Source organism: Mycobacterium asiaticum DSM 44297, assembly GCF_000613245.1.
Taxonomy (GTDB): domain Bacteria; phylum Actinomycetota; class Actinomycetes; order Mycobacteriales; family Mycobacteriaceae; genus Mycobacterium; species Mycobacterium asiaticum.
Map to the genome: position 1 here is coordinate 1,623,850 of NZ_HG964937.1, position 22,402 is coordinate 1,646,251.

Sequence of the window (22,402 nt, forward strand, 5' to 3'; positions counted from 1 at the left end):
CACAAGCGGTCGCCTGGATTCGGTGTGTCGGGCGGCGGCCTGCCACGCTGGAAGGCAATTGGAGGTGATTCACTCTCATGCGCGCGCACGAAACACTGGAGCGGCGCTCGATGATCTCGCCTGCGGTGGTGGTGCTGGGGGCCGTGCTGGCCTGGCTGGTAGCCGCCCTGGCCGTCAACTCGTCGGTCGGGGCAACCGTGCCGATCTGGGCAGTCATCGGGCTGACGCTGGTTTTCGGTCTGCTGGTCGGTGCGGTTACCCGCGGAATCGCGGCTGGCCCCGGTTCGGGACCGGGTGGCACCGCGGGGCGCGCTGCTGTCGCCGTTGCCGTCGGTGTGCTGGTGGGCGAGCTCGCGGCCCTGGTCATATTCTCCGGGGCGATCAACCACCGGCTCGGCGAACGCGCCCTGCGTGAACCGGGACCGGCGGTCGCCCAGGCCGACATCGCCCTGCGCCAGTCCAAGGCGGCCCGCACAGCGCTGGACAACTCGGTAGAGCAGGCGCGCGCGCAGTTAGACGCCGCCCTGGTGGTGGCGCGTTGCGAATACAACCCGTCGCCCGCGTGTCCGCAGACCCGCATCACCGGTGTTCCAGGCCGCGGGCCGGAGACCCGGACGGCGAACGAGTTGCTCGCCGACGCGCAGCGGGAGCTGGGCAACGCGCTCGTCGCCCGCGACCGACAGGCGCCCGAACTGGACGCCGCGGTGTCACGCGACGAGCGGGCGCTGGCCACCGCGCAACACGCCGCCGTCGCCGATGCCGGACACGGCCTGGGCGCGAGGTGGGTCGCGATGAACGGAATCACGCTCGCCACCCCGGGTGCGCTGATGTTGCGGGTCATGACGGTCGCGTTCTTCGCGCTGCTGTATCTGCTGCCGTTGATTCTGCGCAGGTGGCGGGGTGAGACCACACACGATCGGCACGAGACGGCTCGTGCCGACCGCGAACGTGCCGAACTGGAAGCCGATACCGCGATCGCGATCAAGCGGGCCGAGGTCCGCCGGGCCGCCGAAATCATGTGGGCCGAGCATCAACTCACCCAGACCCGCCTTGCCATCGAAGCCCAGGCCGAGATCGACCGGGAGCAGCAACGCCGTCGAGTGGTCGAGGCCCTCGACGCGCCGGTGCGCGCCGCGTCGGAGCGCAGCTTCGAGCCGGCGCTGGAGCCGGCCGTCCAGCCCGAGGAGGAAGACATGTACTTGCCGATCGCCGCCGAAGCCGAGGCGGCCAGCCGCGCCGTCGCCGAATTGCCTGCCGCAGAGCGGGATAGGAGTTCCGCCACCGAGGCTCCCCGGCACCTGCCGGCTCCCGCCGAGCCGGCCGCCGCGGCCGTCGAGCACTACGAGGAACCCCAGCAGAGTGAGGAACGCGCCCCGATGATCCCGTCGATTCCGGACGCCACCAAAGCAGCGGCCCGGTGGATCCGCCCGCTCGTACCGCCCTTCGTCGCGCGCGTCATCGATAACACGACTCAGCCATGGCGCAGCGCGCGGCAGGTTTTCGAGGAAGTCGAGGAGATCGCGTTCTCGCTCAAGCGCACCCGCAAGGTGACGGTGGGTTCGGAGAGCTCGGACGGCGGCAGTCGACAACAGGCCGCGCAACCGGTGCACGAGGAAGCTGCCACGTCTGTCGGCGCCCATCGCATCGACTCGGCACGGGGGCATGCCGCGCAACCGCATCACCCGGCGGACTACCGGCAGGTCGGCGACTACCCGCAACAGCAGTCGCTGGGTCACGTGCCGCCGCAGGATCTGGCCGGCCTGTCGGTCGGGTCCCAGCACGACGACCGGCGCGAGCTGGCGGGCCGGGAGGGACCGCGCGAGCTGCGGCCGCCCGAGGGGCCGCGTGAGCTGCCTCCTGGCCGATAACGCGGAGCAGTATTATCGGGCCGACAGGGTCAGACTCGGTCCAAGAGTCGAGGTCGGCGGCGACTCGCAATCGCATACGGAACAGGACGTGGATCTCGTGACGGCAGCAGTCGTAGGGCACCAACTCACGGTGAGACCGGCAGTGTCGACCGATACGCTGACCGCCGCATGAAAGTCAGCCTTTTCCTCGCGGACGCCGCCCAGGCCGATGCGCAGTCCGGCAAGGTACACACCCTGGGCCTCGGCTGGCGCCAGTGTCAAACACCCACGCCGCCTTTCGCTTTGGTGATGTTCTTGGACATCGATTGGGACGAGACGAATAAGCAGCACAAGCTCACCTGCCAGTTGCTCGATACCGACGGCCAATCGGTGACGGTGCCGGGGCCGCAGGGTCCGCAGCGCATCCTGTTCGAAGCGGCGGCGGAGGCGGGCCGCCTCCCGGGCGCCATCCACGGCACCGCGGTCCGGATGCCCCTGACCCTCAACATCCCCGGCGGCATCCCGCTCGAACCCGGGATCTACGAGTGGCGAGTCGAGGTGGAAGGTTTCGAACAGGCCACCGCTGTCGAGGCCTTCATCGTGTCGATGGGTGCTCTGCCGCCCACTCCGGTCTGATGACCGGCGCTGCAACGGCTTTCGGCTCAGGAGACGCTTAGTTCGAGGCGTTCCAGGCGCCGCACCAGGATGCTGGGCACCCAGCGACCCACGTCGACCGCCCGGATCGACGAGCTGCGGTCCAGCAACAGCCGCAACACGATGCGTGCCTCCAGCCGGGCCAGCGCCGCACCCACGCAAAAATGCGCTCCCCTACCGAAACTCAGGTGATTCCTGCCTTCGGCGCGGTCGAGCTGGAACTGACCGGGTGCCTTGAAGCGGTCCGGATCCCGATTGGCCGCCCCCCATAGCAGCACCAGTCGTGAGCCGGCGGCGAGGTTCATGCCCGCCAGAGTGGTGTCGCGCAGGACGTGTCGGTAGTGGCCGCGGAACGGTGGTTCGAAGCGCAGCGTCTCTTCGATGAATGCCCCGAGTAACGCCGGTTGCTGGCGCAGCCGGTCGGCGATGTCGGCCCGGTCGGCCAGGATCGCGGCGGCACTGCCGAGTAGCGACGCAGTGGATTCGCCCCCGGCGGCGAACAACGTGATCATCATGACCTGCGCGGTGACGGTGTCCAGTTCACCGGCGGCGCAAGCGCTTGCCAACTCGCCGAGCAGGTTGTCCTGCGGGTCGCTGGCTGCCCGGGCGAACTGGTCGCTGATGTATTTGCTGAGCTCCATCACCGAAACTCCCGCAGCGGCAAGCTGTTCTGGCTCCGCCAGTCCTTCGAGCAGTTGGGTCGCCGCGTACCCCCAACGCACCAACTGGTCCACGTCCGCCTCGGGCAGGCCGATCAGCTCCGCCACCACCATCATGGGCAGCCGGTTGGCGACGGCGCCCATCCACTCGATGCGCCCGTCGCTCAGCGCGTCCTGCCATAACCGTTCGGCGGTCTGGGTCACGAAGCGTTCCAAGGCTGCGACGCGCTTAGCGGCCAGATAACGCACCAGCAGCTTGCGGTGCAGGGCGTGGCCGGGATCGTCGGCGGTGGCCAGCACGTGGGTCGGTCCGCCGAGCCCATCCATCTCGAAGGGCACGACGGTGCCCTGCGGGGTGTAAAGCATCGTCGCGGTCAGGTTTGAGGAGAAGTCCTCTGTCCGCGAGATCGCCTCAGTGACGGTGTCCCAGCCGCAAACGGCGTAGAACCCGGACTCGCCGATCCGGTGCACCGGTCCCCTGCCGCGCATGCGCTCGTAGAGCGGATAGGGGTCCTGGATGGACCCGTCGTCGAACAACTCGACGGGGTCGTGAAGGACGGTCATGGCTCAAGGTTGAGTGCCGGAAATCCGCAGGTCAACGGGTCAGGCAAAAGTCCATGCAAAGTCGATACGCTGCGCCCGGAAGGTGAGCCGACTGATTTCTCATCCGATCGGCGGGACGTGCGGTTATGCTGAGATACCTTCACTACTTCGTCTCAGTTGTGAGAATTGATGCTACTCGGATCTCGATGGTGCGGATGAGCAAGGGCGATTGGCTGGTCGGCGGTGATCGCCGTGCTCGCGCCGCAGAACGCATCTACGACGCGGCCGTCGACCTGGTGGCACGCGAGGGCCTGGAGGCGCTGGACGTCGACCGGTTGGCGGCACAGGTGCACTGCTCACGGGCCACGGTTTACCGCTACGCGGGCGGCAAGGCCGAGATTCGTGACGCTGTGCTGACCCGGGCGGCCGCCGACATCATCGAGACGGTTCGTTCGGCAGTCGGCGCACTGACCGGCCCGGACCGGGTGGTCACGGCGATCACCCTGGCGCTCAAGCGTATTCGGGCCGATCCGTTGAGCCGGCTGCTGATCGGTTCGGGGCGCGGCGCCGATGCCGTGTCGGCGCTCACCGCATCGCCGTTACTGAGCCGCTTCGCCGGTGAACTCGCCGGATTGGCCGCCGACGACCAGCGCGCAGCCCAGTGGGTGGTGCGCGTCGTGCTTGCCCTGCTGTATTGGCCGGTCGAGAACGAGCTGATGGAACGAGACCTCGTCCAACGGTTCGTCGCTCCGGCGTTCGCCGAAAGCCGTTGAGCTGACTACTCGTTGCCGAACTTCTCGTACAGCTCCGGCAGGAAGCCGGCCAGGTGGTTCATCTCCTGCGCGCAGTGCACCAACAGATTCCGGGCGCTGGACTCCGCGTTGCCCAGCATCCGGGCTGCGATCGGACGCACCGCCTTCGATGCCACGCCGGGCGCTTTTCGAACCGCAATGTGCGAGCCGCCCATCCAGAACCGTGACCGCATCTCCGACCCGCTCGGCGTCGAACGGACGTGATGGATGAACCAACCGACATCCACGGGCGCGTCGCCGGAGCCCAGCCGCGCACAGATGGCGATCGCGTCGTCGGAGTCGGGGGGCAGTCCCATGGTGGCGGGTTCGACGAATTGGATTGCGCCACTCAGCATTGCGGAGCCGATGTACTCGTTGATCATCGACCAGCGGCCGATGTAGCGTTGCGCGCCGCTCCGGCCTGCGTCATCCCCATCCTTCCAGGCCGCGGACAGGTGGGCGCGTGGATGCCACAACTTGTAGCGACGGCTGTCACTGCCGTGCCAGCCGAACCACCACGACCACATCGGCGGTGTCACGCCGGGCATGTCCGTACGGACTGAAACCTGGTAGCCGCCATCGGCAAGAACCCCGAACCCGTTCTCCGTCCACTGGTAGCCCTCGTCGGCCACCCGGGCCGCGTCGGCGAAGGCCAGCAGCGTCTGCTCGGCCTGGGTGCCGTGTTCCAGTGCCTCCACGACATGCCCTGGCAGCGCCGCCATTTCGGGTTTGAAGTATTTGCCCCACGGCGTGTCTGCGTCGTCGCCGCGGTAACCGAGGTAGAGGTCAGTGGTCATCAGAGCCTTCCCATCCAGCTGTTGAAGAGACCGTCGGGGTCGTATTCGGCGCGAACCCGGTCCAGCTTGGCCATGGCCGCATCGCTGGCGAACCGCGCCGGGCGCTGGCCGAGGTTCTCGTCGGCAAGTTGGATACCGGTGGCCAGATGGGACATGGCAGCCATGTTCGACCGTGCCCAATCGCCGTACTTGGCATCGTCGGCGGGGTCTTTCCACGCCCCGTACAGCGCCAGATAAACCTCGTCTTCGATGCTGTACGCCATATCGGGGCGCTGCGGTGACGGCCCCCAGTTGAGCCACAGGAAGTGCGACGGGTGATCCGGGATCGTGTCGATGATGTTGCGGATGCCGGGCAGCAGGTCCTCCGCCGACGCCGAGGTCCACATGTTGTCGGCGGTGTAGCGGTACTCCTCCAAGTAGTTGCTCATCACGGCGGTGTACCAGGTGGGCATGTCGGTAGGCATGTAGGGAACCGAGACGAGTGCCTTGTCCAGCACCGGGACAGTGCCGAAGATTGCCAGGGCCTGCTCGGCTTCCTTCTCGGAGTCGGCGAAAGCCGGTGAGGCGAAGGTGATCGACGGGGTCTCGATGCCCATGCTGGGCACGCTTCGGCCCGCCACGATCTGCATCTCCACGCGGCGGTCCACCTCGGCGCTGACGTTGCGGGCCCAGGTGTAGATCTCGTCGGCATAGTCGATCGGGTAGACGTACACGCTGGTGCCGCAGGCTCCCGGCCGCGGATACAGCTTGAGATAGAAGGAGGTGACCACCGCAAAGAATCCCGGTCCGGAACCTCTTGCCGCCCAATATAAGTCGGGGTGATTGTCCGCGTCGCAGTGGATCTGCTCGCCGTCGGCGGTGACCACATCGAGGCCGATGACGTTCTCGCACGCCAGGCCCTGGACACGGCTGTTCCAGCCGTACCCGCCCTGCAGCAGGTAGCCGCCGACGCAGACCCCTTTGCAATGACCGGCCGGAAAGAACAGATTCTGCGCCTCGAGCTCGCCCATCAAGATGCTGCCGCCCTTCCCCGGACCGACCACCGCGATGCCTTTCTCGGCGTCGATCCGGGCGTGATCGATGCGGTGCATGTCGAGCAACAGGGCGCCGTCGCGCAAATGGTTTGCCGCCCAGCTGTGTCCGCCCGATCGGATGCTCACGCTGAGCTTGTTGGCTTTCGCGTAACGGAGGGCGGCGACGACGTCGTCGGTATCGGCGGCTTGAACGATCACCTCTGGGTAGCGCTCGGGAACACGCTGGTTCCACACCGTGCCGCGGCGCACTTCCTCATAACCGTCGTCGCTGCGAAAGAAATGCCGCCCCGCCGGCAGATCAGTCATCTACGCCTCCTTTGATTCATTATGCGGTCCCTTTCGGACCGCGATGCGGAACACTATATTGGATACGTGGCCTCAACGGAACGGAAATCACCGACGAATCGCGACGAGGGAATCCAGGTGCTGCGTCGCGCCGCGGCCGCGCTGGACGAGATCGCCGCCGAGCCCGGACAGCTGCGTCTGGTCGATCTGGGCGAGCGCCTGGGGCTGGCCAAGTCGACCGTGCGGCGGCTGCTGGTCAGCTTGGTCGAAGTCGGCTTGGTGAGCGCGGATTCCAACGGCCGCTTCTCCCTCGGCGAGCGGTTGCTGGGCTTCGGCAGCGGCACCGGCGCGCACATCGCCGCGGTGTTCCGGCCGACCATTGAGCGGGTTGCGGCGGAGACCGACGAGACCGTCGACCTGTCGGTGCTACGTGGTCAGCGAATGTGGTTCGTCGATCAGATCGAGTCCTCACATCGTTTGCGAGCGGTTTCTGCCGTCGGGGTCCGCTTCCCTCTCATCGGGACCGCGAACGGCAAGGCGGCACTCGCAGTCCTCGACCAGGAAGACGTCGACGCCGCGCTGTCCCGGCTGGGAAGCCGGGAGGCCGACTCTCTGCGCCGGGAGATCGGCGAGATCCGTTCCAGCGGAATCGCTTTCGACCGAGACGAGCACACGCCGGGAATCTCCGCGGCGGCCATCGCCCAGCGGTCCATCGGGGACAACGTGATTGCGATCTCGGTGCCCGCCCCCACGGATCGCTTCGTGGAGAAAGAGCAGCAAATCGTCGCCGCACTGCGCGCCGCGGCTCAATCGCCGGCGTGGACAACGCGCTGAACCGCCGGCCGCGGCACTTCCCTCTGCCGCGGCCGACGATGATTCAGCAAATCAAACGGCTGATTCCGCGAGCAGTTCGCCCCACTCGTGACGTGCGGCGGACTGTGCCTCGATGAAACTGGGGGTCTCCTCCCCCGAACCGGCCAGATGAACCAGTGCCCATGCCATCGCATACACCGGAACCCGGTGACGTTGTGCAGCGCCGTGCAATTCGTCGAATGCGGTGGCCGAACGGCACCGGCGCAGGCCGATCAGGATGCCCCGGGCAGTGTCGAGAATGCGACCCGAGTTGGGGTCGCCGGATATCTGGGTAGGGACCCAGCTTGCAGTCATGCCTTTCTTACCCCCTACCGATACGCCCACCAGCGGAACAAACATCTTGCGGGTGAAGACATCTCGCTGGGGGTGCGCCGCATTGTGCGCACCGTGCCATGATTTGTGGCTGCACCCCCGCTGCGCCAGAGAGCCGCCCGGATCGATATGGACCTGTAAGTGTGTTGAGACCGGACGAATCGTGCTGCCGGACATTGCGTTCGATCAGTCTCCCAGCACGCGCCGGGTGTAATCGTTGAGGAAAGCCCGGTCGGGGTCGAGGCGGTCGCGCACCGCGGTGAAGCGCCCCCATTCGGGATAGCGATCCTTGAGGGTGGCCGCGGTTTGGTAATGCCGTTTGCCCCAATGCGGTCGTCCCGCATATTCGTTCATGATCTCTTCCACGGCGCGGAAGTAGTTCTCATATTCCATACCGATGAACTGGTGCACCGCGATGTAACAGGTGTCGCGGGCGTGCGCGGTCGACAGGAACGCGTCATCCGGAGCGCTGAAACGCACCTCGAGCGGGTACATGATCGGCAGCTTTCGCCGCCGCACCAGGTCGATGACCCGCTGCACCGCCTCGCGCGCGTGCTGACGCGGGATCGCGTACTCCATCTCGGTGAACTTGACGTTGCGCGCGCTGGCGTAGACCTTCCACCCGTGATCCTGAACGGTCGACGGCGACATCAGGCTGGTCATCAGGCGGTTCAGTTGCGGTGCTGCGCGGGGGAATCGCCGGCCGGTGCGGCAGATGACGTTCAGGCCGGCGTTCTCGACTTCCTCTCCCAGTCTTTTCTTCCACGCCGGCGCCGGGCGGGGTTCTTCGTTGCTGCGACGGGTCGTGCGCGCCAGCGCCGTGTCGCCGTACGGGAAGACGAAGAACTCGAAATGGTCGTTCGCGTCCACGTCGGCGTCGAGGCGCTCGAGCGTGGTGATCAGGGGACGTAGCTCGTCGGTGCGGTGCAGGGTGAACAGCGGCACCACCTTGAAGGTGACCTGGGAGACCACCCCCAGCGCACCGAGGGAGACCCGGGCGGCCAGGTATTCGTCCTTGTCGGAGTCCTCGGACACAGTCAGCACGTCGCCGGCGGCGGTGACCAGTCGCGCCGAAACAATCTGCGCCGAGACGTTTTTGAACCGCGCGCCGGTACCGTGTGTGGCGGTCGCGGTGGCGCCGGTGATCGACTGCTTGTCGATATCGCCCTGGTTCTCGATGCCGAACCCGTGCCGAGCCAGCTCCGCGAACAGCGTGTGCAGCTTGGCCCCACCTTCGACAGTCGCCAGTCCGTTGGCCCGGTCGACATCGATAACCCGCTGCAAGCCCGTCATGTCGATCATCACGCCGTCGGTGCAGGCGCAATCGGTGAACGAGTGCCCGGAGCCGACCGCGCGCACCCGCTCGCCCCGCTGCGCGGCTTTGGCAACGATCTCGACCAGTTCGGCCTCCGACGTCGGTCGCTTGATGGCCGACGGCGCGCAGATTTGGTCACCAGCCCAGTTGTTCCAGTTATCGCTCATCGCACCAGCTTTCGTTCGTTGGCAATCACAGGAAGGTGCGCCCCTCGCCCCGATACGTAGGCACGGTGCCCACGATCGCCGCGCCGCGCACCAAATGCAGGCGATCGAACCGCTCACACAGCTCGCCTGCCTTGGTGTGACGGAAGTAGACCTTGTCGCCGATCTTCAGCCGCCGGGCGGCCGCGCCGGTCAACGGGGTCTGCACCTCGCCGGTGCCCTCCATCGGGTTGAGCTTCAAGCCGGTCGGCAGATAGGGGGTCGGCATCCGGTCTTTGGCGCCGACACCGCTGGCCAGATAACCACCACCGAGGGCGGTCACCGTCTGGGCATCGGGGCGACGCGATACCGGCAACGCGAAAATCGCCGCGGGCTGAAGGGTGAACGACGAATAGCTGTCGAACAGCGTCGGCGCATAAAACCCCGAGCCGGCGGTCGCCTCGGTCATCGCCGGTTCCTGGGCGACCAGCTGCAGATCCCCGGTGCCGCCGGCGTTGACGATCTGCAGATCCGCCACCTCGCGCACGAGTTCGACAGCCCGCGCGCGCCGTTCACGCAACTCGGCGATCGACTGGCGCTGCATACATCCGACGATGAGGTTCTGCGCATGCTTGCCGGCGACCCGGTCACCGAAACCGGCGATATGACCCTCATAGGACATGAGCGCCACCAGCTGCAAAGCCGGGCGCCGGGCGATCTCGACCGCCAGTGCGCGTGCCTGCTCGGGGGTGTGCAGCGGCGAACGCTTCGGCCCGATCTTCAGCCGGCCACCGGCGGGCCAGTAACCGGCGTCCAGGTCGAGGCACAGCCGGACCGGCTGATCCGTGGCGCTCTCGATCAGGTCGAGATGCTCGACGCTGTCCACCATCACGATCGGTGCGCCGTCGGGGTTCTCGGCCGTCAACTCGCCGAGCTCGCGCAGGGCCGCCCGATCGGTCGGCGGGTAGGCCAGCAGCAGATTGTCGAAGCCGTGTCCGGCCAGCCACAGTGTCTCGTCCAGAGTGAAGGTCATCAGTCCGTCGAAGCGACGATTTGAATCGAGGATCTCCCGCTGGATCGCTCTGCAGCGCAACGATTTCGACGCGACCCGGATCGGCTTGTCGCCCGCCCGGTCAAGCAGCTGTGTCGCGTTGCTCCACAGCGCGTCGAGGTCCAAGAACGCGAACGGTGCATCGAGGTCGGCGAAGGCCTGCTCGTAACGCTGCAGCCGGCCCTGCAGATCCAGCCTGACATGCCCCGACTCGCGACCGGCATTCACGCCGTCACCTTACTGAACAATTCCCCGATTGCCGCGCATTCGGCGCGGATGCATACCAGTCTGTGCAGTTCGCCGTCCGGATCACCGAACACTGTGCAATTTGCCCTGTTCCCTCGTGCTCAGCTGGGCCCGGTGGCGCCATTTTGGCCAAGCAGCAATCCGCGCGACCCACCAGCGCCGCCGGGCGCGCCACCGGTGCCGGCCCCGCCGTTGCCGCCATTGCCGATCAGCTGCGCATTGCCGCCGGACCCACCGGCCCCCGCGCCACCGGGCCCGCCGTTGCCGCCGGCGCCGCCGTTGCCCAACAGCAGCCCGCCCAAACCGCCACTACCGCCCGTGCCGATGCCGCCGGCACCCGCGGTGCGCGCCACCGAAGCCGAACAGCAGCGCCGAGTTACCGCCCGCACCCCGTTGGCGACACTGCCCGCCCCGGCGCCACCATTGCCACCGTTGCCGCCGAAGCCGAACACCCAGCCGCCGTTGCCGCCATTGCCGCCGCTGGCATACAGCACACTGCCGGCGCTGGTCGCCCCGCCGTTACCGCCGTTGCCACCCAGCCCGATCAGTACCCCGCCGCGGCCGCCCGCGCCGCCCATACCGCCAACTGGTTGCAGGCTGGGCGGTGCGGCCACCGTGGTGCCGGTGCCGATGCCGCCGCCGTTGCCCCCCTGACCGCCCACGCCGAACAGCGAAGCCTGCCCGCCGGTGCCGCCAAAACCGCCGGATCCCGCGTAGCCGGTGATGACGCCGACGCCGCCGTCACCACCGAGTGCGCCATTGCCGGCAGCACCCCCGCTGCCGAAGAGCAGACCACCGGGTCCGCCGTCGCCGCCGAGACCGCCGAGGCCGCCATTGCCGCCGGTGGCACCGAACGCGGCGCCGTTGCCGCCGATGCCTCCCGCGCCGCCCGCTCCACCGAATCCGTACAGCAATCCGGCCCCGCCGCCGATTCCGCCGTTTCCGCCGGAGAAGCCCACCAGGCCGGCCGCGGGCACGCCGAAGGCGTTTCCACCGCCGCCGCCGGTACCACCATTACCCCAGAGCAACCCGCCGCTACCCCCGGCACCGCCGTTCGGACCGGCTCCGGGCACGGTCGCGTTGCCCGCCTGCCCGCCGTTTCCTCCGTTGCCGAACAGCCCCGCATTCCCGCCGTTGCCACCGCCCTGATTCGGGCCGCCGGGACCGCCGTTGCCGCCGTTGCCGAACAGGATCCCGCCGTCGCCGCCGCTCTGTCCGACGCCGCCGTTTGCGCCGTTACCGATCAATGGCCGACCGAATAGCACTTGAGTGGGCGCGTTGATCAGCGCGAGGAGGTCTTCTGCCACAGACTGTGCGGCCAACGGCGTTGCGTTGGCGGCCTCAGCCAACGCATAGCCGTCCGCGCCGACGGTAAGGGCTTGAACGAATTGCCGGTGGAACGTCGCCACCTGGACGCTCAACGACTGGTAAGCCTGTGCATGCGCACCGAACAGCGCTGCGATGGCAGCGGATACCTCATCTGCGCCGGCCGCGATCAGTGCTGTGGTGGGGGCCGCGGCGGCCACGTTGGCCGCTGAGAGCGACGAGCCGAGATTGGCCAGGTCCGAGGCCGCCGCCGACAGAAACTCCGGCGCCGCGATGAGATACGACACTTTGCCTCCTGCCACTCGCTGGCGCGGTCAGGGGCCAGCGGCATCAATTTCGGGCAAAGGGTATCCCGGTCGCGGCGGCCAACCCGGTATTTGTGCGGGTCGGTTCACAGAATCGCTTGCACGTCCTTCGCCCGGGCGATTTCATCCCAGTCGACACCGAGCTCGAGGAGGATCTCCTCGGTGTGCTGGCCGTGCTCGGGCGCACGCGTTGGGCCGGGCGGGGTTTCGTCGAATTGCACGGGGGCTGCGACGGTCCGATATTTCTCGCCGTTGTCATCGACGTTGGTGATCACGTATCCGTTGGGTTCGACCTGCGGGTCGTTGAGGGTCTCCTTCGGCGTCGCGAGGACACCCCACACTCCCGGCTCGTCCTTCAGCACCTCCCGCCAGTGCGCAAGGTCATGGCGCGCAAAGGCTTTGGCGAAGATCGCCGTTGCCTCCGCGGCGTTGGCGATCAGATTGGCCGAAGGCACGAACCGCTCGTCGTCGACCAGCTCGGCCAGGCCCATGCGCCGGCAGAAGCCGGCCCAGAATTTGTCGGGTTGCAGGAAGACGAGCTGAATCCACCTGTCGTCCTTGGTCTGGTACCTGGCCACCAGCGGATTGATCGTCAATCCGGGTGGGGCTCCGGGGATTCCGTCGATGTTGAACAAGTCGGCAACCGAAATCGACGGCGCGATGGCCCACATCGCCTGAGCCAGTAGCGAGGAGTCGACGATGCCGGGCTCGCCGGTCCGTTCCCGGTTAAACAGCGCGGCACACACCCCGCCGGCCAAGGTCGCGCCACCCTGCAGGTCGCCGAAGGCGGGACCCTGAACCGCCGGGTGCTCGGTGCCGAACGGGGTCAGCGTGTAGGCGACTCCACCGCGGGCCAGGTAGGTGGCGGCGTCGAAGCCGCCGCGGTCGCGGTCCGGTCCGCGCACACCCAGGCCGGTGCCCCGGGCGATGATGATGTTCGGGTTGAACGAGCGCAGATCTTCCACGGTCAGTCTGGCCCGCTGCAAAGCGCCGGGCAGCCAATTGGTCAAGAACACGTCCGCCGATGCCAGCAGGCGGCCGAATAACTCCCGACCGGTGTCGGTCTTGATGTCGATGGCGATGCTGCGTTTACCCCGGTTACTCAACTCCAGAATGAAGTCGGCGTCCGCACGCGCCGCGTCGCGCGTGAAACCGCCGACCACCAACGCCCGACCGGGATCTCCCGAGGTGACACCTTCGACCTTGATGACGTCGGCGCCCCAATCCGAGAGAGCTACTCCGGCCGACGGAACGTATGTCCAGGACGCCAACTCGACCACTCGAACACCGCTGAGCATTCCCGTCATCGCCCGCCCTTCCGGTCGCCCGCGTCATTTCTTGCTATTTTAGATATTCTAGCTACTGTAGGCCATATTGATGGCGCGACTGCAGCCATGCGCGGGGGCGTCCGGCGCGGCTGTCGTGAAAGAGATGCTATGGAGCCGACCATTGGTCCGATTGCTAATAACCCTGTGACACAACATAGTTCGCTGAATCGGCAGGGCCCAGCGTGAGCCGGCCAGGGGGCCGGGTAGCCGGCAAGGTGGCGGTGATCAGCGGGGCGGCGCGGGGGCAGGGTCGATCGCACGCCCGGTTGCTGGCTGCCGAGGGCGCCGACATCATCGCACTGGACCTGTGTGCCGACATCGAGACCAACGAGTATCCGCTGGCGCGGCCCGAAGATCTGGAAGAGACCGTGCGCCTGGTGGAGAAGGAGGGTCAGCGGGTCTTCTCCGCAATCGTCGACGTCCGTGACCGTGCCGCGCTGTCCGCCGCGCTCGATGACGGGGTCGCCGAGTTGGGCCGTCTGGACGTCGTCATTGCCAATGCCGGCATCTGCCCGCTGACCGCCGGCCTGCCGCCGCAGGCGTTCGCCGATGCCGTCGACGTGGATCTGGTCGGCGTGCTCAATCTCGTGCACAGCAGCCTCAAGCATCTGCAAGCGGGCGCGTCGGTGATCGTCATCGGATCCAACGCCGCGTTCATGTCGTCGATGAACACCACCGGCATCGACGGCGGTCCCGGCGGCGCCGGGTATGCGTTTGCCAAAATCGCTGCGTCGCATTATGTCAACGACTTCGCCCGCGCGCTGGCACCGTTCTGCATCCGGATGAACGCCGTGCATCCCACGAATGTCAACACCGACATGCTGCACAGCGCGCCGATGTACCGGGCGTTCCGGCCCGACCTGCCGAATCCGACCCGCGAGGACGCCGAGCCGATCTTCCCGTTGGTGCAGGCGATGCCGATCCCCTACGTGGAACCCGAAGATATCAGTGAGGCCGTGTTGTTCCTGGCTTCCGACGCCGCCCGCTACGTCACCGGACAACAACTGCGGGTCGACGCCGGTGGCTTCCTCAAGGTCAAACCGTGGTCGGGATCATGACAGCCGACGGCTCTGCACCGCAGCGGGATTCGTACGGGCAGCGGCGTATCTACGAACTGATGGTGCTGATGAAGACCGCCGACGACCGGCTGTCCAAAGGCATCGCCACCGGGGAGTTCATGTGCGTGTACTGGCCGTCGCGCGGCCAGGAGGCCATCGCCGCGGCCATGGGGGTGTCGCTGCGCCCCGACGATCAGCTGGTGACGACCTACCGGGGGTTGCACGACCTGATCGGAAAGGGAGTGCCGCTCGAGGAGATCTACGGCGAGATGATGGGCCGCAGCATCGGGGCCGGCCGCGGCAAGGGCGGCACCATGCACATCGCCAATCCCGACAAGGGCGTGATGCTGTCCACAGGCATCGTCGGTGCCGGGCCGCCGGTGGCCGTCGGTCTGGCGATGGCCGGCAAACGTAAAGGGCTGGACCGGGTTACGGTGGTCAGCTTCGGTGACGGCGCCACCAACACCGGCTCCTTTCACGAGGCCGCCAACATGGCCGCATTGTGGGATCTGCCGTTGGTGTTCGTGTGCCAGAACAATCTGTACGCCGAGATGACGCCGACCTCGGACACGATGAAGATCGAGCGCGTGGCCGACCGCGCGGCCGGGTACGGAATGCCCGGCTTCCGCGTCGACGGCAATGACCCGCTGGCGGTCCGGGCCGCACTCGAGGAGGCGCTGACGCGCGCGCGCAGCGGCGGCGGGCCGACCTTCGTCGAGTGCGTCACGTTCCGCTTCCGGGGTCACTACTTCGGTGACCGGATGCCCTACATCCCCAAGGATCAGCTCGCCGATGCGCTGGCGGCCGACCCGGTTCCACGCTTCCGCACCAAGCTGGCCGACGAGGGTACCTGCAGTGCCGAAGAACTCGACCGCATCGACGCCGATGCGAGGGAAGCCGTCGAGGCGGCGCTGCGCTCGGTGCTCGACGCCGGTTCACCATCGGTCGAGGAACTCGAGCGGGACGTGTACGCGACTCCGATCAATTTCCCGGGGTAGGGGCGATGGCGACGAAAAAAGAGACGGATAAAGAGATGACCATGCGCGAGGCGCTGAACCTCGCGCTGGATCAGGCACTCGAGGCCGACGACCGGGTGTTCCTGCTCGGTGAGGACATCGCCGATCCCGGCGCATCCGGTCCCACAGCAGGACTTTCGACCAAGTACGGGCACGACCGCGTGCTGGACACCCCGATCTCCGAGGCCGGCATTCTCGGCGCAGCCATCGGCGCCGCGATAGACGGCCTGTTGCCGGTGGCCGAGATCATGATCATGGACTTCATCGGGATCGCCGCCGATCAATTGATCAACAACGCCGCCAAACTGCGCTTCATGACCGCGGGGCGGACGTCCGCGCCGATCACCGTGCGTACCCAGGTGTACGCAGGCCTGGCCACCGGTGCCACCCACTCACAGTCCCTCGAAGCATGGTTCATGCACATCCCCGGGATGAAGGTGATCGTGCCGTCCACCCCGCGTGACGGCAAGGGTTTACTGACCTCGGCGATCTTCGATCCCGACCCCTGCCTGTTCGTCGAGACGATTCGGCTGCAGAGCAGAAAGGGACTCGTCCCGCTCGACCCCGGATTTGCAATTCCGTTGGGGCAAGCCGACATCAAGCGTGCCGGCACCGACGTCACACTCATCAGCTACGGCCGCGCCGTGCACGACGCCCTGGCCGCGGCGGCCACGCTGCAAGAGCAGGATGTCAGCGCAGAAGTCGTCGACCTGCGCACGCTGGTGCCCCTGGACGTCGACACCGTTGTCGAATCGGTCCGTCGTACCCGCCGGGCGGTGGTCGTGCACGACGCGGTGCAGTTCGCCGGTCCGGGCGCGGAGATCGCGGCGATCCTGCAGTCCGAACTGTTCGGTGAGTTGGTCGCACCCGTGCAGCGGGTGGGCGCACGCTTCGTGCCCAACCCTGCTGCGGCGGCGCTGGAGGCTCAGGTGTTCCCGTCGCCGGCGCGTGTCGTGGCCGCCGCGCGGCGCACCCTGGATGCCGCGGACCGGGTGAGCGCCGGTGGCTGACTTCATCATTCGGATACCTCGGGTATCGGTGGCGGTCGCGGAAGCGGAGTTGACCGAATTACTTGTGGCCGGCGGCGAGTACGTCGAGGAGGGCACACCCATCTACGTCATCGCCACCGAGAAGGTGGAGCAGGAAATCGAAGCCGGCGCATCCGGCACCGTGCAGTGGACGGCTCAGACCGGCACGACCTACGACATCGGCACTCAGATCGGCGTCATCACCTCTTAACGGAAAGGCGGAGCCATGGATCTCAACGAGACCCGCGAAAGAATCATCTACGAGAAGGAAGGCCCGATCGCGCGTGTGACGCTGAACTGGCCGGAGAAGGCCAACGCCCAGGACCAGAAACTGGCCGAGGAGGTGGACGCCGCACTGCTGGACGCCGACCGCGATTACGACATCAAGGTGCTGGTGCTCAAGGCCAACGGGAAGGGCTTCTGCTCCGGGCATGCGATCGGGAACAATGCCGTCGACTATCCGGCCTTCGTCGAAGGCGCCATGAGAATGGGTCACCCGTGGAAGCCGCAGACGGATCTGTTCGTCAAGCCGACGCTGAACCTGTGGGAGTTCTCCAAGCCCACGATCGCGCAGGTGCATGGCTACTGCGTGGGCGGCGGCACGCACATGGGTCTGACGACCGATATCGTCATCGCCTCCGAGGACGCCTACTTCTCCTATCCGCCGTTACAGGGATTCGGCATGCCATCCGGCGAATGTTCCATCGAGCCATGGGTTTTCATGAACTGGCGGCGCGCCGCGTATTATCTGTTCCTGGCCGAGGTCATCGACGCCAAGAAGGCACTGGAAGTCGGTTTGGTCAACGAAGTCGTGCCGCGCGACCAACTCGATTCGCGCGTCGATGCCATCGCCCGCCACATCGCTCAGGCGCCCATGACCACCCTTTTGGCGACCAAGGCGAATCTCAAGCGGGCCTGGGAGCTGATGGGCATGCGGGTGCACTGGCAGAGCTCCAATGACCTGGTCGCCCTCGCCTCGATCAGCAAGGACGTACAAGAGCTGATCCAGACGGTGTTCCGGGACAAGGTTTTGCCGTCCGAACACGCCCGGCGTCAGGCGGCCGCGGCGGCCGCATCGAACGATGGTGCCGCCAGCGACTAGGCCGGCCGGAGTTCGTCCGTGAACATCGCCGACCACGCAAGGACAGCACCGGACTCACCGGCCTTGATCGTCGACGGCGACGCGGTCTCGTATGCAAGGCTTTATGGTCGGAGCCGGCAGGTCGCCGCGGCGTTGCACGACGCGGGGCTGCTGCGCGGCGACGGGGTGGCGCTGATCCTGCCGAACCGGCCGGAGTTCTTCGAAATCACTTGGGGCTGCCAGCTTTCCGGTCTGTACTACACCGCCGTCAACACCCACTTCACCACGGACGAGGTTGCCTACGTCATCGACGACTCGGACGCTCGGGCGGTCTTTGTCGACGGTTCGATGCCGGAACTGGCCGACCACATCCGACATGTCAACCGGGGGGTAGACATTCACCTCATGGTCGGCGCTGGCCGGCCAGGCTGGCGGACATACGAGGATGCGCTGGCGACCGCTGGCCCGCCGCCGGCACTATCGGACGGCTCGGAGATGTTGTACTCCTCGGGCACCACCGGCAGGCCCAAAGCGGTGCGACGCCCCTTGCCCGAGGATGGCAACGGGTCGTGGGCGCAGGCGGTTCTAGAGATGGCCCTGACCCGCAAGTACGGCATGAGCCCGTCCAGCGTGTACCTGTCCCCCGCGCCGATGTATCACGCTGCCGGGGTGAATTACACCATGGCGGTCAATCGGGTTGGGGCCGCGGCGATCCTGATGCCCAGGTTCGATGCCGAGACGGTATTGCAACTTATTGAGACACATCGGGTGACGCACGCTCAGTTCGTGCCGACCATGTTTGTACGGATGCTCAAGCTGCCCGAGCACGTGCGCGACAAGTACGACGTCTCGAGTCTGCAGTGCGTGATCCATGCGGCCGCACCCTGTCCCGTCGCCGTCAAGCACCGGATGATGAGTTGGTTCGGGCCGATCATTCACGAATATTACGGCGGCACTGAAGGCTTCGCGGGCACCACGATCGGGCCGCAGGAGTGGCTGGCACACCCGGGTTCGGTCGGCATCCCGATGACTGCCGTGCACGTGGTCGGTGAGGACGGTAACGAGCTGCCGGTCGGTGAATCCGGCGAGCTCTATTTCGAGGGCGGTCCCGACTTCGAGTACTTCAAGGATCCGGCCAAGACGGCCGCCGTCTACAACGACCGCGGTTGGCGCACCTTGGGAGACGTGGGCCGCGTCGACGAAGACGGGTACTTGTACTTGACGGACCGTTCCACGTTCATGATCGTCTCCGGCGGGGTGAACATCTACCCGCAGGAGGTGGAGAACCTCCTTGTCATGCATCCCAAACTGGTTGACGCGGCGGTCTTCGGCGTGCCGAACGACGAGTTCGGCGAAGAGGTGAAGGCCGTCGTGCAGCCGGCGGCCGGCGTGGTGGGTGACAGCGTCCTGGCAGCCGAGCTCATCGATTACTGCCGGGCACACCTGGCGACCTATAAGTGCCCGCGCACCGTCGACTTCGACCCAGAGCTGCCGCGGGATCCGAACGGCAAGCTCTACAAGCGGCGCATCCGCGAAAAGTACTGGCAGGGACGGATGTCTCGGATCCTGTAAAACATCCAACGAACGAGGTGAACCCGATGCGTACCGACGTGAACTGGACACCGCTCCCGGTGCCGTGGGCGGTACAGGCCGCTGACCGCATTCCCAAGCAGCGGTACTACGACCCCGAGTTCTACGCGCTGGAAAACGAGAAGTTCTGGCCCCGGGTGTGGCAGATGGCGTGCCGTCTCGAGGAAATCCCGAAGCCGGGCGACTTCGTCGAGTACGAGATCCTCGACCAGTCGGTCATCGTTGTGCGGCTGGACGCCGAGAACGTGCGGGCCTATCACAACGCCTGTCGGCACCGGGGCGTGAAGTTGGTGGAGGGCAACGGCTCTCGCCGCACGTTTGTGTGCCCGTTCCACGGCTGGTGCTGGGGCATCGACGGGCGCAACACTTTTGTGCTGCGTTCCGATGCGTTCGACGAGTCGAACCTGGACCCGCAGGACCTGGCCCTGGTTCCGGTGCGGTGCGAACTCTGGGGCGGCTGCGCATGGATCAATTTCGACGACGGCGCACCGGGTTTGCGGGACTGCTTCGAACCGTTCGCGACGATCTACGACGCCTGGAAGGTCGAGTCGTTACGGACCGAATGGTGGCAGTCGTGCCGGCTTCCGGTGAATTGGAAGCTTGCGACCGCGGCGTTCATGGAGGGCTACCACGTTCCTCAGACCCACCCGCAATTGCTTCCATCGTCACAGCCGGCCACCGGCCAGCCGCCGGGACTGATCCAAACCAGCCTGTATTTCATGCGCACACTCGGCGAGGGCATGGCCGGGATGACCCACGAGAACGACATCCGCATCGCGGAAGGCCTGCAGAACATGGAGTTGCCCGCCGACCCGGCCGAGGCGATGGCGGTGTGGAAAGCGACCCTGAACGATGCGGTGGTGCGCTGGCACCGGGCCAGGGGCTGCGACATTCCCGACCTCAACGAACTGCAGCGCCGCGGCATCGTCGACGCGATCGGGTTTTGCTTTCCGCATTATTTCCTGTTGCCGCAGTACAGCAGCGCGTCGTCATACCGGATCCGGCCGGTGGGACCGGAGGAAACCCTGTTCGAGATCTGGTCGCTCACCCGCATCCCGCCGGACCAGCTCACCGGCAGACCCACCCGCCGGAACCCATGGCCCCCGACGACCCACGCTGGCCACCGATCCCGGCCCAAGACCTCTCCAACCTGCCCAGGCAACAGAAGGGCTTGCACTCGAAGGGTTTTGAGTACATGCGACTGTCCAGTCAAATCGAAGGGCTCATCTCGAACTTTGAGCGCGTCATCGACGGTTTCCTCGCCGACCTGCCGTATGAGGCTCTGGTGCCGGCGATCCAGAAGACCAACACCACCATCGACGTCCCGATCGCCGACCTCGGCTTCACCGCGCCGGGAATCGCGCGATGAGCACCAACTGGGACCACTCGGTCGACCTGCTGATCGCCGGCAGCGGCGGGGGCGGCATGGTGGCCGGCCTGGCGGCGCTGGACGCCGGGCTGGAACCGCTGATCGTGGAGAAGCAGCCACTGGTCGGCGGTTCGACCGGGCTGTCCGGCGGGATCGTCTGGCTGCCGAACAATCCGCTGATGCGGGCCGACGGCATCGCCGACTCGCACGAGGACGGTCTCGCCTACCTGGCCGACGTGGTCGGCGACATTGGCGCGCCGTCCTCCCCCGCGCGCCGGGAGATGTTTCTTACGGCGGGCTACGAGATGATCAATTTCCTGCTGCGCAGAGGGGTTCGGCTGATCCGCTGTGCGGGCTGGAGTGACTACTACCCGAATCACAAGGGCGGCAATGAATCCGGTCGCGCCGTCGAGGGAATCCCGTTCGATGCTGCCGAACTCGGGGCATGGCACGACAAGGTGCAGCCGGCGCTGGCCAAAAACTACGGGTACGTAGTGCTCACCAACGAGCTGCGTTCGGTGCAGTACTACAACCGCTCGGCGCGGGCATTCGCGGTGGCGGCCAGAGTGTTCGCGCGGACCAGGGCGGCGCGGATCGCGCGCCGGCGCCTTTTGACCAACGGCGCCTCGTTGATCGGTCAGATGCTCAAGGTGCTCATCGATCTCAGTGACGGCCGGCCTCCGCTGTGGATCAATGCCGCCATGGCAGACCTGATCGTCGAGGATGGCCGCGTCGCGGGCGCCCGCATCACCCGCGACGGGGTGACGGTGAATGTCGAGGCCCGCAAGGGAGTCCTGTTGGCCGCGGGTGGTTTTGGCCACAATGCGGAAATGCGACGCCAGTACAGCGGCGACCAGCCCAACGACGGCCAGTGGTCGATCGCCAACGCCGGTGACACGGGCGAGGTGCTGCAGACCGCGATGCGGCTGGGTGCCAAAACCGATCTCCTTGACGAAGCCTGGTGGCTGCCTTCGGTTTTCATTGCCAACGGCGGCGCGGCCGCCGCGTCGCTGGGTTCGGGGCGCCAGCGCCCCGGTGCCATCTACGTCGACTCGACCGGCCGACGGTTCTGCAACGAGTCGAACTCCTACGTCGAGGTCGGCAAAGCCATGTATGCCAACAAGGCGGTGCCGTGCTGGATGATCTTCGATGACGGGTACGTGCGCCGCTACGTCGCCGGCACCAACCCGCTCAACCGTCAGCACCTTCCGCCCGCCTTGATCGAAAGTGGTGCCGTCAAGCGGGCCGGAACACTGCGCGAACTCGCCGCCCAGATCGAGCTGCCCGCCGACGAACTGGTCCGAACAGTGCAGCGGTTCAACAAGTTTGCGGCCAAGGGCCTGGATCCCGACTTCGGACGTGGTCAGTCGGCTTACAACGACTGCCTGGGCGATCCGGGTTACCGGCCCAACGCCGCGGTCGGTCCGCTGGACCGGGCGCCCTACTACGCGACACGGGTGCTCCCGGCCGATGTCGGAACGTGCGGTGGGGTGATCACCAACGAATACGCGCAGGTTCTCGATCAGCAGGATCGGGTGATCGAGGGTCTCTACGCGACCGGCAACACCACGGCCACGGTCATGGGCCGAACCTATCCGGGGGCCGGGGCGAGCATCGCGAGTTCGATGGTGTTCGGCTACGTGGCCGCCCGCCACGCGGCAAGGCGCCGGCTACCTGGCGAGCTGGGGGCACCTCCCTCCCGCGAGCTGGGGGCACCTCCCGCTTGCGGGGGAACGTAAAGCCCGCGACAC

General features: G+C 66.6%; 19 protein-coding genes and 1 pseudogene. 12 read left to right on the forward strand and 8 right to left on the reverse strand.

The features are described 5' to 3' along the window. Positions 1-77: 77 nt before the first annotated feature. Together BN972_RS17940 and BN972_RS17945 are read left to right on the forward strand one after the other, a co-directional pair. Positions 78-1,868 (forward strand): DUF4407 domain-containing protein, encoded by a 1,791-nt coding sequence (locus tag BN972_RS17940; protein WP_080696892.1) that lies wholly within the window; start codon positions 78-80, stop codon positions 1,866-1,868. 168 nt (positions 1,869-2,036) lie between these two features. Beyond that, the gene (locus tag BN972_RS17945) at positions 2,037-2,483 is read left to right on the forward strand and encodes a DUF6941 family protein (protein WP_036360357.1); all 447 of its coding nucleotides are present in this window, start codon (positions 2,037-2,039) and stop codon (positions 2,481-2,483) included. Between the two features lie 26 nt (positions 2,484-2,509). Here BN972_RS17945 and BN972_RS17950 read toward each other — a convergent pair whose 3' ends face one another. After that, on the reverse strand, positions 2,510-3,724 hold the full coding sequence (locus BN972_RS17950; RefSeq protein WP_036360359.1) for a cytochrome P450: 1,215 nt from the start codon (positions 3,722-3,724) through the stop codon (positions 2,510-2,512). A gap of 194 nt (positions 3,725-3,918) precedes the next feature. On the opposite strand from BN972_RS17950, the gene BN972_RS17955 reads away from it, so the two are divergent. Continuing rightward, entirely contained in the window at positions 3,919-4,476 is a 558-nt protein-coding gene (locus BN972_RS17955; RefSeq protein WP_036361203.1) for a TetR/AcrR family transcriptional regulator, read from the forward strand. 5 nt (positions 4,477-4,481) lie between these two features. On the opposite strand, the gene BN972_RS17960 is transcribed toward BN972_RS17955, so the two are convergent. Beyond that, on the reverse strand, positions 4,482-5,291 hold the full coding sequence (locus BN972_RS17960; RefSeq protein WP_036360361.1) for a DAPG hydrolase family protein: 810 nt from the start codon (positions 5,289-5,291) through the stop codon (positions 4,482-4,484). Further along, complete coding sequence (locus BN972_RS17965; RefSeq protein ID WP_036360363.1) at positions 5,291-6,631, reverse strand: FAD-binding oxidoreductase; 1,341 nt, start codon at positions 6,629-6,631, stop codon at positions 5,291-5,293. The genes BN972_RS17960 and BN972_RS17965 overlap by 1 nt, the downstream gene beginning before the upstream one ends. Before the next feature lie 66 nt (positions 6,632-6,697). Between BN972_RS17965 and BN972_RS17970 the strand changes: the two genes are divergently transcribed. Continuing rightward, a complete protein-coding gene (locus tag BN972_RS17970; RefSeq protein ID WP_036361205.1) occupies positions 6,698-7,444 on the forward strand; it encodes an IclR family transcriptional regulator in 747 nt (248 codons plus the stop codon). 51 nt (positions 7,445-7,495) lie between these two features. Here the strand turns inward: BN972_RS17970 and BN972_RS17975 are convergent, their stop codons facing one another. The 5 genes from BN972_RS17975 to BN972_RS17995 all read right to left on the reverse strand — a co-directional run bounded on the left by BN972_RS17975 (position 7,496) and on the right by BN972_RS17995 (position 13,488). After that, positions 7,496-7,777, reverse strand: coding sequence for an ANTAR domain-containing protein (locus BN972_RS17975; protein WP_036360364.1), 282 nt, complete (start codon positions 7,775-7,777; stop codon positions 7,496-7,498). 204 nt (positions 7,778-7,981) lie between these two features. After that, positions 7,982-9,277 (reverse strand): D-arabinono-1,4-lactone oxidase, encoded by a 1,296-nt coding sequence (locus BN972_RS17980; RefSeq protein WP_036360366.1) that lies wholly within the window; start codon positions 9,275-9,277, stop codon positions 7,982-7,984. Between the two features lie 25 nt (positions 9,278-9,302). After that, positions 9,303-10,532, reverse strand: coding sequence for an amino acid deaminase/aldolase (locus BN972_RS17985; protein ID WP_036360368.1), 1,230 nt, complete (start codon positions 10,530-10,532; stop codon positions 9,303-9,305). A 119-nt stretch (positions 10,533-10,651) separates the two neighbouring features. After that, on the reverse strand, positions 10,652-12,163 hold the full coding sequence (locus BN972_RS17990) for a PE family protein (protein ID WP_036361212.1): 1,512 nt from the start codon (positions 12,161-12,163) through the stop codon (positions 10,652-10,654). A gap of 104 nt (positions 12,164-12,267) precedes the next feature. Further along, positions 12,268-13,488 (reverse strand): CaiB/BaiF CoA transferase family protein, encoded by a 1,221-nt coding sequence (locus tag BN972_RS17995; protein ID WP_036360370.1) that lies wholly within the window; start codon positions 13,486-13,488, stop codon positions 12,268-12,270. A 236-nt stretch (positions 13,489-13,724) separates the two neighbouring features. Between BN972_RS17995 and BN972_RS18000 the strand changes: the two genes are divergently transcribed. From BN972_RS18000 to BN972_RS18040, 8 genes and pseudogenes are all read left to right on the forward strand, one after another. Then, positions 13,725-14,567 (forward strand): mycofactocin-coupled SDR family oxidoreductase, encoded by an 843-nt coding sequence (locus BN972_RS18000; RefSeq protein WP_036361214.1) that lies wholly within the window; start codon positions 13,725-13,727, stop codon positions 14,565-14,567. Next, positions 14,564-15,565: a thiamine pyrophosphate-dependent dehydrogenase E1 component subunit alpha gene (locus BN972_RS18005; protein ID WP_099051153.1), complete on the forward strand. Its 1,002-nt coding sequence runs from the start codon at positions 14,564-14,566 to the stop codon at positions 15,563-15,565. Before BN972_RS18000 ends, BN972_RS18005 begins: the two co-directional genes overlap by 4 nt. A 5-nt stretch (positions 15,566-15,570) precedes the next feature. Beyond that, positions 15,571-16,593, forward strand: a complete 1,023-nt coding sequence (locus BN972_RS18010) for an alpha-ketoacid dehydrogenase subunit beta (protein ID WP_036360372.1) — start codon at positions 15,571-15,573, stop codon at positions 16,591-16,593. Continuing rightward, positions 16,586-16,822, forward strand: a complete 237-nt coding sequence (locus tag BN972_RS18015; RefSeq protein ID WP_036360374.1) for a lipoyl domain-containing protein — start codon at positions 16,586-16,588, stop codon at positions 16,820-16,822. The genes BN972_RS18010 and BN972_RS18015 overlap by 8 nt, the downstream gene beginning before the upstream one ends. A 15-nt stretch (positions 16,823-16,837) precedes the next feature. Then, on the forward strand, positions 16,838-17,713 hold the full coding sequence (locus tag BN972_RS18020; RefSeq protein WP_036360376.1) for an enoyl-CoA hydratase/isomerase family protein: 876 nt from the start codon (positions 16,838-16,840) through the stop codon (positions 17,711-17,713). An 18-nt stretch (positions 17,714-17,731) separates the two neighbouring features. Next, entirely contained in the window at positions 17,732-19,264 is a 1,533-nt protein-coding gene (locus BN972_RS18025; protein ID WP_036360378.1) for an acyl-CoA synthetase, read from the forward strand. Between the two features lie 26 nt (positions 19,265-19,290). Continuing rightward, positions 19,291-20,651, forward strand: a pseudogene (locus BN972_RS28385) (aromatic ring-hydroxylating oxygenase subunit alpha). Beyond that, positions 20,648-22,390: an FAD-binding protein gene (locus BN972_RS18040; RefSeq protein WP_051545562.1), complete on the forward strand. Its 1,743-nt coding sequence runs from the start codon at positions 20,648-20,650 to the stop codon at positions 22,388-22,390. The pseudogene BN972_RS28385 and the gene BN972_RS18040 overlap by 4 nt, the downstream one beginning before the upstream one ends. Positions 22,391-22,402: the final 12 nt, after the last annotated feature.

Excerpts from the sequence above, each read along its gene's own strand:
- BN972_RS17940 (WP_080696892.1), top strand. The coding sequence starts at position 78 with ATGCGCGCGCACGAAACACTGGAGCGGCGCTCGATGATCTCGCCTGCG.
- BN972_RS17945 (WP_036360357.1), top strand. The coding sequence starts at position 2,037 with ATGAAAGTCAGCCTTTTCCTCGCGGACGCCGCCCAGGCCGATGCGCAG.
- BN972_RS17950 (WP_036360359.1), bottom strand. The coding sequence starts at position 3,724 with ATGACCGTCCTTCACGACCCCGTCGAGTTGTTCGACGACGGGTCCATC.
- BN972_RS17955 (WP_036361203.1), top strand. The coding sequence starts at position 3,919 with ATGAGCAAGGGCGATTGGCTGGTCGGCGGTGATCGCCGTGCTCGCGCC.
- BN972_RS17960 (WP_036360361.1), bottom strand. The coding sequence starts at position 5,291 with ATGACCACTGACCTCTACCTCGGTTACCGCGGCGACGACGCAGACACG.
- BN972_RS17965 (WP_036360363.1), bottom strand. The coding sequence starts at position 6,631 with ATGACTGATCTGCCGGCGGGGCGGCATTTCTTTCGCAGCGACGACGGT.
- BN972_RS17975 (WP_036360364.1), bottom strand. The coding sequence starts at position 7,777 with ATGACTGCAAGCTGGGTCCCTACCCAGATATCCGGCGACCCCAACTCG.
- BN972_RS17980 (WP_036360366.1), bottom strand. The coding sequence starts at position 9,277 with ATGAGCGATAACTGGAACAACTGGGCTGGTGACCAAATCTGCGCGCCG.
- BN972_RS17995 (WP_036360370.1), bottom strand. The coding sequence starts at position 13,488 with ATGACGGGAATGCTCAGCGGTGTTCGAGTGGTCGAGTTGGCGTCCTGG.
- BN972_RS18005 (WP_099051153.1), top strand. The coding sequence starts at position 14,564 with ATGACAGCCGACGGCTCTGCACCGCAGCGGGATTCGTACGGGCAGCGG.
- BN972_RS18010 (WP_036360372.1), top strand. The coding sequence starts at position 15,571 with ATGGCGACGAAAAAAGAGACGGATAAAGAGATGACCATGCGCGAGGCG.
- BN972_RS18020 (WP_036360376.1), top strand. The coding sequence starts at position 16,838 with ATGGATCTCAACGAGACCCGCGAAAGAATCATCTACGAGAAGGAAGGC.
- BN972_RS18040 (WP_051545562.1), top strand. The coding sequence starts at position 20,648 with ATGAGCACCAACTGGGACCACTCGGTCGACCTGCTGATCGCCGGCAGC.